We start from the raw sequence: 12,709 nt of genomic DNA, 5'->3' as shown, positions 1-12,709 counted from the left end.
ACTTGAAAAGGTGATAATTTGAAAAATATAAAATTAACATTAGAATATGATGGAACTAATTATTATGGTTGGCAGAAACAAAATGGAATGAAGACAATACAAGGTGAATTGGAAGAAGCTATATTTAATGTAACTAAGGAAAAGTGCGATTTAACAGGAAGCTCTAGAACAGATGCAGGAGTTCATGCAAAAGGTTTTATAGCTAATTTTAAAACAAATAGTAAGGTGCCTCCAAATAAGTTTAGAGAGGCACTAAATGTAAAATTACCTAATGATATTGTAGTTGTTAAATCAGAAGAGGTGGAAGAGAGTTTTCATGCAAGATATTGTGCTAAAGGTAAAACATATGAATATTCTATTTTAAATAGTGATGTCCCATCTGCATTAATAAGAAATACAGTATATCATTATAAATATAATTTAGATGTTGAAGCTATGAAGATAGCAGCAAAACAATTTATAGGGACTCATGATTTTGCGGCATTTAAAACGCAAGGTAGTTCTGTAAAGGGTACTATAAGGACTATATTTGATGTGAATGTAGAAAAAAACGATGAAATAATAAAAATTTCTGTAAAAGGTGATGGATTTTTATATAATATGGTTAGAATAATAGTTGGAACTTTAATAAATGTTGGTAGAGGTAAAACTGATGCAACTGATATAATCAATATTATAAATAAGAAAGATAGAACTTTAGCAGGAGATTGTGTACCACCGAATGGTTTAATATTAAAAGAGGTTTATTATTAAAAATTTTTAATAAAATATGTTGACACGCCCGTAAGCGTGTATTATAATTTAATTTGTTTGTTAGAATAATTTATGTACGGAAGACCGAAGCATAAGGTCTTGACATAAATGCTATACTAAAAAATAGTACGGCGATAAATGTAAGTTCAGGGAGGGAAAAACATGAAATCATACATTGCAAAAGCACAAGAAGTTGAAAGAAAATGGTATGTTGTTGATGCTGCTGGTAAGCCACTAGGAAGAGTTGCTAGCCAAGTTGCTTCAATCTTAAGAGGAAAAAATAAGCCAACATTTACACCAAATGTTGACTGCGGAGATCACGTAATAGTAATCAATGCTGAAAAAGTTGTTTTAACTGGTAAGAAGTTAGATCAAAAAATGATGAGAAAATACAGCGGTTACGTTGGTGGATTAAAGGAAGTTCCATACAGAGAAGTTCTTGATAAGAAACCAGAATTCGCTTTCGAAGAAGCTGTTAGAAGAATGCTTCCAACAGGAGTATTAGGAAGAAAAATGCTTAAGAAGTTAAAAGTATACAGAGGTGCTGAGCACGAACATGCAGCTCAACAACCAGAAGTACTTGAATTAAAGTACTAATACAGGCTCGGGAGGAGGAATAAAAAATGGCAAAAGTTCAATACATGGGTACTGGAAGAAGAAAAAAATCAGTTGCAAGAGTTAGACTTGTACCAGGAAATGGTAAAGTTACTATCAACAATAGAGACATCGAAACTTTCTTTGGTTTAGAAACTTTAAGAATGATTGTTAACCAACCATTAGTTTTAACTGAAACTAAGGACAAATATGACGTTTTAGTTAACGTTCACGGTGGTGGATTCACAGGTCAAGCTGGAGCTATCAGACACGGAATTACAAGAGCTTTAATTAAATCAGATGAAAACTTAAAATCTGAATTAAAGAAAGCTGGTTTCGTAACTAGAGACTCAAGAATGAAAGAAAGAAAGAAATACGGTCTTAAGAAGGCAAGAAAAGCATCTCAATTCTCAAAGAGATAGTATTTTTTTCAAGGAAAGAGGCATTTTTGCCTCTTTTTTTTATGCATATTAAATTAGAGATTATATTTAATATATAAAGTTAGATTTAAAAATATTAAAGAGAAATATTAAATCCATGTTAAAAATTGTTGAAATATCTTAACAAACGTTAAAAGTTGGTGTAAACTTTAATTTGTAAAATATTTATAAATACATAAAATATTCAAAAGTGAGGAGAATATATTTTGGATACGTTAATGACAATAATTAAGTTATTAGGTGGATTAGGATTATTTATCTACGGAATGAAGTTAATGGGCGATGGTCTAGAGAATGCAGCAGGAGAAGGGTTAAAGAAGATACTAGAGAAAGTAACTAAAAACCCTATAATTGCGGTTGTAGTAGGTGCTATAGTAACTATGGTTATTCAAAGTAGTAGTGCTACTACAGTAATGGTAGTTGGATTTGTTAATGCAGGATTAATGAATTTAGCACAAGCAGCAGGAATTATAATGGGGGCTAATATAGGGACAACTATTACAGCACAATTAGTAGCATTTAAACTAGATACAATAGCACCTATATTTGTTTTTGTTGGTGCTATGATGGTAATGTTCGTTAAAGGCAAGAAGAGAAGAGAAATTGGTAATATAATACTAGGATTCGGTATATTATTTGTTGGTATGGGTACAATGAGTGGTGCAATGAAGCCATTAACATCATTACCTGTATTCCAAGAAATACTTACAACAGTAGGACAACACTGGTATCTAGGAATAATAGCAGGGGCAGTAATTACTGCAGTATTACAAAGTTCATCTGCAACTACTGGTATTTTAGTAGCTTTAGCAACTGCAGGAGCTATAGATATAAAGATGGCTTTACCAATAATATTTGGATGTAATATTGGTACATGTGTAACAGCAATGCTTGCTACAATAGGAACTAATAAAACTGCTCATAGAGCTGCCATGTTACATTTTATATTTAATGTTGCAGGTACAGTAATATTCTTACCATTCTTATTAACAGGATGGCTTGGAGATTTAGTTTCATACTTTAGTGATAATGTAACTAGACAAATAGCTAACTCTCATACAATATTTAATATTGTAAATACATTAATAATGGTACCTTTAATTCCGGTATTATGTAAAATAGTAGAGAAAATAATACCAGGTGAGGATGATGAAAAAGTAGGGCCCAAATATATTGATGATAGACTACTAGAAACACCTGTAATTGCAGCAGGACAAGTTGTTAAAGAAACTCTTAGAATGGCAAATAAGGCTAAAACAAGTTTAGAATTAGCAATGACAGCATTTATGAAAAATGATGAAAGTACAGCACAAAAAGTTTATGAAAATGAAGAAGTAATAAATAATTTAGAAGAATGTATAACTACTTATTTAGTTAAACTTTCTAAGTGTGAATTATCAGATAAAGAAAAGAATATAGTTGCATCTACTTTCCATATTGTAAATGATATTGAAAGAATAGGTGATCATGCTGAAAATATTGCTGATTTAACTATTCAAAAGATAAATAAAAAATTACAATATAGTGAAGAGGCTTTAGGGGAAATTACTAAAATGTATGAAACTACTCTAAAAGCATTAGATATATGTATTGAAAGTTATGAAAATAGAGATACAGAAAAGGCTAAAAATATTGTGGATATTGAAGCTGCAATAGATAAGCAAAATAAAAAATATAGAGATTTACACATAAGAAGATTACATGAAGGTACGTGTAATGCATATGCAGGAGCAATCTTCCTAGATTTATTAAGTAATTTAGAAAGAATAGGGGATCACTCTACAAATATTTCTGAAATAGTTATAGAAAATAACTAATAAAAAGAGTCACGAAAGTGACTCTTTTTTTATTGATTACTTCTAATGGAATAATAAATTATTTAAATAAACATAATAAATATGATATCAATATTGATGGAGGATTTATTATGAAGAAATTAGTTGTGGCTATGATTACTGTTCTAATGTTTTTTTATTACACAATGCCAGTTAATGCAAAAACCATTGATGACACTGAAAAGATAATTTTAATTGATGCAGGTCATGGTGGAATCGATGGAGGTGCTAAATCTAAAAATGGAACAATTGAAAAAGATATAAATCTTCAAATTGCATTAAAACTTAAAGACTGTTTAGAGGAAAAGGGCTATAAGGTTTATATGACAAGAGATAGTGATGAAGGTTTATATGAAAAGGGAACTACTATTAAAGAAAAGAAAAGAGAAGATTTAAAAAATAGGGCTAAAATGAAAGTAGATACATCTTGTGATATATTTATTTCTATTCATCAAAATATGTTTCCTCAAAGTAAGTGCTTTGGAGCACAAGTTTGGTTTGCTTCAAATGATAAAAGCTATAAATTGGCAACATTAATACAAAACTCTTTAAAAGAAACAATAAAGGACAATAATAAAAGAGTAGCAAAACCAGCAGCAGAAGCTTACTTAATTTTAAGAGATAAATATGATGGAGCATCAATATTAGTTGAATGTGGATTTTTATCTAATCCAGAAGAAGAAATGAGACTTAAGAGTGAAGAACATCAAAATTTAATAGTTGAAGGAATCGTGAAAGGAATTGATATGTATTTTGATGAAAATATAGAAATTAATGATGCTGCTTAAAGATTTCCTTGGAAATATGACAATAAAATAAATTAAAGAATAAATTTAGATAAAATTAGACTATACCAGTAATACTGAGTAAAGTCTAATTTTTTTGTAAGAAAGATTAGCATTAATAATTAGTAAGTAAATATTAATTATTAGAAAATATATTATTATAGTTATTGAAAAAATGTTATAAAAAGAATAAACTAAAAATATAAAATAAGAACGATATTATAAAAAAATAAAAGAATATTCGTGTTATTAAAAATTATATAAGGGGGCTTAATTGTGAGAGAAATACATATATCAGAAATTATAGAAGTAGTAAAGGAATTATGTATAGAGGCTAATTATTATTTATCTAAGGATATAAATGAAGCTTTGAGTGATGCAAAAGAAAAAGAAACTTGGCCACTTGCTGAAAGTATATTAGATAAATTAATTTTAAACTCTAATATTGCAAAGAATGAACAGATGCCAATATGCCAAGATACAGGAATGGCATGTATATTCGTAGAGATTGGACAAGATGTACACGTTGTTGGAGGATTACTTGAAGATGCTATTAATGAAGGGGTTAGAAGGGGATATAAAGATGGTTTTTTAAGAAAATCTGTAGTAAAGGATCCATTAAATAGAGTAAATACTAAGGATAATACACCTGCTATTATTTATTATGATATAGTAGGTGGTAATAAGATAAAAATAACAGTTGCACCTAAGGGATTTGGCTCTGAAAATATGAGTAGAATAAAAATGCTTAAACCATCTGATGGGGTAAACGGTGTTAAAGACTTTGTACTTGAAACTGTAAAATTAGCAGGACCTAATCCATGCCCTCCAATAGTAATAGGAGTTGGAATAGGTGGGACTTTTGATAAAGCTGCTTATTTAGCTAAAAAGGCATTAATAAGACCAATAAATAAGAATAATGATGAAAAATTTTATAGTGATATGGAAAATGAGTTATTAGAATCTATAAATGAGCTTGGAATAGGACCACAGGGGTTTGGTGGAAAAACTACAGCCTTAGGTGTGAACATAGAAGTATATCCAACTCATATTGCAGGATTACCTGTAGCAGTAAATATTAATTGTCATGCAACAAGACATAAAGAAAGAGAAATATAGGGGGATAAACGATGATTAGAATAAGCACACCATTAAAAGGAGAAATAACAGAATCCTTAAAGGCTGGAGATAGTATTTTGCTTTCTGGAATAATATATACAGCTAGGGATGCTGCTCATGGTAGATTAATCAGTTTATTAGATGAAGGAAAAGAACTTCCTATAAATTTAAAAGATGAAATAATATATTACGTGGGACCAACTCCTGAAAAGCCAGGTCAAGTTATAGGATCAGCAGGTCCAACAACAAGCTATAGAATGGATGGTTATGCACCAACTCTTTTGGATTTAGGACTAAAAGGAATGATTGGTAAAGGAGTTAGAAGTGAAGAGGTTATAGAATCTATTAAGAGAAATAAAGCTATATATTTTGGTGCCATAGGTGGAGCTGGAGCTTTAATAAGTAAATCTATAATCAGATCAGAAGTAGTAGCTTATAATGATTTAGGAGCAGAAGCTATAAGAAAGCTAGAAGTTAAAGATATGCCATTAGTAGTCATTATAGATGCAAAAGGAAATAACCTCTACCAAATAGGGCAAAATGAATATTTAAATTGTAATGTAAAAAACTGTGATGCATAAAATCTTGTGATATAGGTTTTATTCAAAAGTTAAGGTGTTAGTTAAAAAAGTGATGATATAACATTTTTTGAATGTTATATCATCACTTTTTGGTTTGATTTTATCTAACAATTAAATTGCTTGGAAGCCTTTTCCTTTAACCTCTGATACATCGATTATAGTAATAAATGCCTTAGGATCAATTCTAAGGATTTTATTTTTTAAACTAATCATTTGAGAGGTTGTTACTGCAACATATAATAATTTTTTCTTATTATGAGTATAGCCACCTTCAGCCATAAGACTAGTTATTCCACGATTCATATCCTTAATAACATAATTAATTATGTCATCCTCTTTTTCAGTTAATATAAGAAGCAGCTTTTTGCTTGTAAATCCGTTTAAAACTTTATCTAAAACTGTACTTGTAATAAAGAGAGATATAAGAGTATATAAAGCTTTAGGAACACCAAAAATAAATGCTGCTATTGTTACTATAACTAAGTTAAATCCAAATCCAACTTTTCCAATATCAAGATTAGAATATTTTTTTCTTATAACCATAGTTATAATATCAGTTCCACCTATAGAACCATTTCTAAAGAAAACTAATCCATAACCAATTCCACTTAATAAACCACCATATATACAGTAAAGTAATGTATCATCTACACTAACTAAACTAGATAATGGTTTAGTAATCATTAAAGCTGTAGAAAAGGAAATCATACCTATAGCGGTATAAATAGTAAATCTTTTGCTAAGAAACTTATAGCTTATAAAAAATAAAGGAATATTAAGAATGAAAACTGTAATTCCTGATGGTATTTCAAAAAGGTATTGTAAAATAAGACCTATCCCTGTAACGCCACCACTTAGTAATTGTGCATTAGATAAGAATAAATTAACACCAAGAGATGAAATAAAACAACCTAATACAATTACAACAACATCGATATAAAATTGCTTATTTTTTAAAAAATCTTTCATAAAATGATACCTCATTTAAGTAATAAATTAAATTTCTATAAAAATTATATATTAAATATAAGCTTATGTTAAGTTATTTATAAAATTTTAGGCTTATAAGAAAACGGTAATAATTATTATTAAAAAATAATTATTATAGATAAACAAAGAAAATAGTAGTAATTTAATGAATTATAAGTATTCTTTTAATTTTTTTGCTTTATTAATTGTTTTACAAGAATAAATAGCACCATTATAATTAACAATATATTGTGTGAGAGAATAATAAATATACTATATATAGTGGAGGAACGACGGTGAGTAATTTAGAAAATATATGCCAATTTGCAATTGAGGGAATTAGTGATTCACAAGGAGTATATGTTAAAGAAAAGCTTCTTGAAAGCTGCAAAAATATAATAAGAGAAAATATGGATAGCAATGGTGTTAGAAATTCTGTAATACAAGCAGCTTTAGAATTGACAACAGAACAGGAACCTAAGTGGCAATATGTTGCATCAAAGCTTTATGTATATAGATTATATGATGAGATAAAAAGCAATAGAAAAATAGAATCTGAAATGAATCCATATACTGATTTTTTTGATTTCATATGTGAAATGACTGAAAAAAATTTATATGGAAAATATATTTTAGAAAACTATTCAGAAGATGAAATAAAAGAATTAGAAAAGGAAATAAAACCTGAAAGGGATTTTTTATTTACTTATAGTGGTATAGATTTATTAGCAAAGAGATATTTAATTCAAGATTATGATAGAAAACCTCTTGAGCTTCCACAACAAATGTTTATGGGAATAGCAATGCATTTAGCAATTCCAGAAAGAAAAGAAACTAAAGTTATGTGGGCAAAGAGGTTTTATGATGTTTTAAGTTCTTTAAAGGCTACTATGGCCACTCCTACTATGTCTAATGCTAGAAAGCCATTTTATCAATTAAGCTCATGCTTTATAGATACAGTTGAAGATAGCTTAAAGGGAATATATAAATCAATAGATAATTTTGCTGAAGTTTCAAAATTCGGTGGAGGAATGGGTATTTATATAGGGAAAATAAGAGCTATTGGATCATCTATAAGAGGATTTAAAGGTGCATCAGGAGGAGTTATTCCATGGATAAAGCTATTTAATGATACTGCAATTGCAGTTGATCAATTAGGAGTAAGAAATGGTTCAGTTGCAATTTGGCTTGATGCATGGCATAAAGAAGTACCAGAATTTTTACAACTTAGAACTAATAATGGGGATGATAGAAAAAAGGCTCATGATATTTTCCCAGGCCTTTGTTATCCAGATTTATTTTGGAAGCTTGCAGAAAATGATATTGATGCAAATTGGTACATGATGTGTCCTCATGAGATAAAAACTATTAAAGGATATTCTCTTGAAGATTTTTATGGGGAAGAATGGGAAAAAAGATATTATGACTGTGTAAATGATGAAAGAATAGAAAAAAGAGTTATGTCTGTTAAAGATATAGTTAGATTAATAATAAAAAGTGCGGCAGAGACTGGAACTCCATTTGCCTTTTATAGAGATACTGTAAATAAGATGAATCCTAATAAACATAAAGGTATGATTTACTCGTCTAATCTTTGTACAGAAATAATGCAAAATATGAGTCCAATGAATATACAAGAAACAACCATAGTTGATGAAAATGGAGATACCATAATTGTTGAAAAAACTAAAGCAGGAGATTTTGTTGTTTGTAACTTATCATCTGTAGTTTTAGGAAATGTAGATGTAACCTCAGATGAAGAGGTTGAATATGTAGTAGAAACTCAAATAAGAGCAATGGACAATGTTATAGACTTAAATTATTATTCAGTACCATTTGCAGAAGTTACAAACAAAAAGTATAGAGCAATAGGTTTAGGTACTAGTGGATACCATCATATGCTTGCAAATAACAAAATTCATTGGAATGAAGAAAAACATTTAGAATTTGCAGATAGTGTTTATGAAAAAGTAAATTATTATGCTATTAAAGCTAGTATGAATATTGCAAAGGAAAAAGGAAAATATTCATGCTTTGAAGGTTCTGATTGGGATAATGGAGAGTATTTTAACTTAAGAAATTATAATTCAGATAAATGGAATGACTTAAAGAAAGAAGTTAATAAATTTGGTTTAAGAAATGGATATCTTTTTGCAGTTGCACCTAATGGTTCTACAGCTACAATTGCTGGTACAAGTGAAGGGATAGATCCTGTTATGTCAAGATTCTGGCTTGAGGAGAAGAAGGGAAGTATAGTTCCTAAAACAGCACCAAATTTAAGTTGGGAAAATTTCTGGTATTATAATTCAGCATATAATATAGATCAAGATTTATGTGTTGAGATAAATGGAATAAGACAAAGACATATAGATCAAGGTCAATCATTTAATTTATATATAACAACAGATTATACTATGAGACAAATAATGAATTTATATATAAAAGCTTATAAATGCGGAGTTAAATCAATTTACTATGTAAGATCAAAATCATTAGAAATATCAGAATGTGAAAGCTGTTCAGCATAATTTAGCTTAGATATTTTTTATAGAAGCGGGAGAATAATAATGAATATAAATAAAAAGCCTTTATTTAATGAAAATGGTGATATTGAAGTAAGTAAAAGAAAAATGATAAATGGTAACACTACTAATTTAAATGACTTCAATAATATGAAGTATGGATGGGTAAGTGAATGGTATAGGCAAGCAATGAATAATTTTTGGATACCAGAAGAGATAAACTTAGCTCAAGATTTAAAAGATTATAGTAAATTAGATGAATATGAAAGAAGTGCTTATGATAAAATTTTATCTTTTTTAATATTTTTAGATTCCATACAGACAGCAAATTTAAGTAATATAAATAATTATATAACAGCTAGTGAGATTAATTTATGCTTAACTATTCAAGCATTCCAAGAAGCAGTTCATTCTCAGAGTTATAGTTATATGCTTGATACCATTTGCTCACCGGAAAAAAGAAATGAAATTCTTTATCAATGGAAAGATGACAAAATACTTTTAGAAAGAAATAAGTTTATAGGCCGACAATATAATAAATTTTTAGAGAGTCCGACTAAGGAAAATCTTATAAAAACTATTATGGCAAACTTTATTTTGGAAGGTATTTATTTCTATTCTGGATTTATGTTCTTTTATAACCTTGAAAGAAATGGGAAAATGCCAGGTTCAGCACAAGAAATTCGTTATATAAATAGAGATGAAAATACACATCTTTGGTTATTTAGAAATTTAATTAAAGAACTTCAAAAAGAAGAGGAAGAAATATTTACTAAGGAATTAATAAATGAACTAAGAACTATGATGGAAATAGGAGTTCTAAATGAGATAAAGTGGGGAAATTACGTAATTGGTGAAAATATTCAAGGGATAAATAAAAATTTAATAGAAAGTTATATTAAATTTTTAGGAAATAAAAGATTAAAAGAAATAGGATTAGAACCTATATTTGAAGGATATGATAAAAATCCAGCAACATGGGTAGATTCATTAGCTAATGCTAATGCTGTTAAAACAGATTTCTTTGAAGCTAAGTCTACAGCTTATGCAAAAGCAAGTGTTTTAGTTGATGATTTATAATCATTAACTAAAGCATGATTTTTGTTTAAAATCTTATTGAAAATGTTATTTATCTATTTTAAAGTTAAAAAAATTACAAAATAACTTTGAATTTATTATAAAATTAATCAAAAAAAGTATATTTTGGAAAAAAATTCATAAAAAATAATATATAAAACAAAATTTTCATGATAACGTTATTAACAAATCAAAAAAATATGATATAATACATTATAGTTTGAAAAAATATGTTAATACACATTAAATTTAAAATAAATAAAAAAGTACTAAATTTTGCTTAAGTGTAGGAGGAATTCAATAATGAAAAAAGGTATCGCTGCATCAAAAGGGTATGCAATAGGTAAAGTATTCATTCAAGAACACGAAGAAATAGTTATAACTGATGCTAAGGTTTCAGATGTAGCTGCAGAAAAGGAAAAATTACAAAATGCTCTTGCAGCATCAAAAGAACAATTAACTGCAATTAAAGAAAAAACACTTGCTGAAATAGGTGAACATGAAGCTGCTGTTTTCGAAGCTCATTTAACTTTATTAGATGACCCAGAGTTTACTGGAACTATGGAAATGACAGTTGAAACAGAAAGCTTAAATGCTATGAAAGCTGTTCAAAATGTTACAGATACATTCGTTATGATTTTTGAATCAATGGATGATGCATATATGAGAGAAAGAGCTGCTGATATTAAAGACGTTTCTAAGAGAATCATCTCTAACTTAGCAGGAAAAGGTGGAAGTGCTTTTGCTATAACTGAAGCAAATACAGTTGTTGTTGCTTATGACTTAACACCATCAGATACAGCCCAATTAGATAGATCAAAAGTTGTTGGTTTCTTAACAGATATCGGAGGAAGAACTTCTCACTCTGCTATCATGGCTAGAACATTAGAAATTCCAGCTGTAGTTGGTCTAGGAGATATAACTACATCAGTTAAAAATGGTGATTCAATAATCGTTGATGGTATTGAAGGATTTGCAATAATTAACCCATCAGAAGAAGTTATTGCTGAATATGTAGCTAAGAAAGAAAAATTTGCTGCAGAACAAGAAGAATTAAAGAAACTTATCGAAGTTAAAACTGTAACTAAATCAGGTAAGAGAATAGAAGTTTGCGGTAACATTGGTAAGCCAGAAGATATAGATCAAGTTTTAGCTAACGGTGGAGATGGTGTAGGATTATTCAGAACTGAATTCTTATACATGGACAGAGATCAAGCTCCAACTGAAGAAGAACAATTTACAGCTTATAAAACTGTTTTAGAAAAAGCTAACGGTAAGCAAGTTGTTATTAGAACATTAGATATCGGTGGAGATAAGGTATTACCTTACTTACCATTACCAGAAGAAATGAACCCATTCTTAGGCTACAGAGCTATAAGATTATGTTTAGATAGAAAAGATATATTCAAGGTTCAAATCAGAGCTTTATTAAGAGCTTCTGTATACGGAAACCTTTGTGTTATGTTCCCAATGATTTCAGGCTTAGAAGAATTCCAAGCTGCTAAAGAATTCGTTGAAGAATGTAGAGCTGAATTACATGCTGAAGGAGTTCAAACTTCAGAAACAACTCAATGGGGTATCATGGTTGAAATTCCAGCTGCAGCAGTATATGCAGATGAATTAGCTAAGCACGTTGATTTCTTCTCAATAGGAACAAACGACTTAATCCAATACACATTAGCTGCTGACAGAATGAGCGAAAAAGTATCATACCTTTATAATCCAATGCACCCAGCTGTATTAAGATTAATAAAGATGACTATAGATGGAGCTCACAAACATGGTAAGTGGGTTGGAATGTGTGGAGAAATGGCAGGAGACGAAGCTGCTATCCCTACATTAGTTGAATATGGATTAGATGAATTCTCAATGAGTGCTACATCAATCTTAACTGCTAAGAAGATAATATTAGAACAAGAATAATATATAAGGAATCGCAATAGCGATTCCTTTTTTATTGTATTTAGAAAACCACTTGCTATGCAAGTGTGTTCAGATTAGCTTAAGCGGTGAGTATGAAAAAAAACTCCTTTT

General features: G+C 29.2%; 11 protein-coding genes. 10 read left to right on the top strand and 1 reads right to left on the bottom strand.

Annotated features, from left to right (window positions below; all coding sequences use genetic code 11):
- Positions 1 to 18 precede the first annotated feature (18 nt).
- From truA to LPC13_RS09010, 7 genes are all read left to right on the top strand, one after another.
- Positions 19 to 753 (top strand): tRNA pseudouridine(38-40) synthase TruA, encoded by a 735-nt coding sequence (gene truA, locus LPC13_RS09040; RefSeq protein ID WP_005212110.1) that lies wholly within the window; start codon positions 19 to 21, stop codon positions 751 to 753.
- Between the two features lie 162 nt (positions 754 to 915).
- A complete protein-coding gene (gene rplM / locus LPC13_RS09035; protein ID WP_005212113.1) occupies positions 916 to 1,350 on the top strand; it encodes a 50S ribosomal protein L13 in 435 nt (144 codons plus the stop codon).
- 26 nt (positions 1,351 to 1,376) lie between these two features.
- Positions 1,377 to 1,769, top strand: a complete 393-nt coding sequence (gene rpsI / locus LPC13_RS09030) for a 30S ribosomal protein S9 (protein ID WP_005212115.1) — start codon at positions 1,377 to 1,379, stop codon at positions 1,767 to 1,769.
- 224 nt (positions 1,770 to 1,993) lie between these two features.
- Entirely contained in the window at positions 1,994 to 3,604 is a 1,611-nt protein-coding gene (locus LPC13_RS09025; protein WP_040419047.1) for a Na/Pi cotransporter family protein, read from the top strand.
- A gap of 110 nt (positions 3,605 to 3,714) precedes the next feature.
- Positions 3,715 to 4,410 (top strand): N-acetylmuramoyl-L-alanine amidase CwlD, encoded by a 696-nt coding sequence (gene cwlD, locus LPC13_RS09020; protein ID WP_195244165.1) that lies wholly within the window; start codon positions 3,715 to 3,717, stop codon positions 4,408 to 4,410.
- Positions 4,411 to 4,683: 273 nt separating this feature from the next.
- Complete coding sequence (locus tag LPC13_RS09015) at positions 4,684 to 5,526, top strand: fumarate hydratase (protein ID WP_005212121.1); 843 nt, start codon at positions 4,684 to 4,686, stop codon at positions 5,524 to 5,526.
- A gap of 11 nt (positions 5,527 to 5,537) precedes the next feature.
- Positions 5,538 to 6,107, top strand: coding sequence for a Fe-S-containing hydro-lyase (locus LPC13_RS09010; RefSeq protein WP_005212122.1), 570 nt, complete (start codon positions 5,538 to 5,540; stop codon positions 6,105 to 6,107).
- Between the two features lie 111 nt (positions 6,108 to 6,218).
- Here LPC13_RS09010 and LPC13_RS09005 read toward each other — a convergent pair whose 3' ends face one another.
- On the bottom strand, positions 6,219 to 7,076 hold the full coding sequence (locus LPC13_RS09005) for a YitT family protein (protein WP_195244168.1): 858 nt from the start codon (positions 7,074 to 7,076) through the stop codon (positions 6,219 to 6,221).
- 314 nt (positions 7,077 to 7,390) lie between these two features.
- Here LPC13_RS09005 and LPC13_RS09000 point away from each other — a divergent pair, with 314 nt between their 5' ends.
- From LPC13_RS09000 to ptsP, 3 genes are all read left to right on the top strand, one after another.
- Positions 7,391 to 9,604 carry a ribonucleoside-diphosphate reductase subunit alpha gene (locus LPC13_RS09000; RefSeq protein WP_394371318.1) on the top strand — a complete coding sequence of 738 codons (2,214 nt, stop codon included), beginning with the start codon at positions 7,391 to 7,393 and terminating at the stop codon, positions 9,602 to 9,604.
- Between the two features lie 39 nt (positions 9,605 to 9,643).
- Entirely contained in the window at positions 9,644 to 10,678 is a 1,035-nt protein-coding gene (locus tag LPC13_RS08995) for a ribonucleotide-diphosphate reductase subunit beta (RefSeq protein ID WP_005212125.1), read from the top strand.
- A gap of 300 nt (positions 10,679 to 10,978) precedes the next feature.
- Positions 10,979 to 12,598 carry a phosphoenolpyruvate--protein phosphotransferase gene (gene ptsP, locus LPC13_RS08990; RefSeq protein WP_005212126.1) on the top strand — a complete coding sequence of 540 codons (1,620 nt, stop codon included), beginning with the start codon at positions 10,979 to 10,981 and terminating at the stop codon, positions 12,596 to 12,598.
- Positions 12,599 to 12,709: the final 111 nt, after the last annotated feature.

This window comes from Clostridium celatum, assembly GCF_021412605.1.
GTDB classification, from domain to species: domain Bacteria; phylum Bacillota; class Clostridia; order Clostridiales; family Clostridiaceae; genus Clostridium; species Clostridium celatum.
The sequence above is the reverse complement of the archived record's forward strand: the minus strand, read 5'-3'. Positions and strand labels throughout refer to the sequence as shown.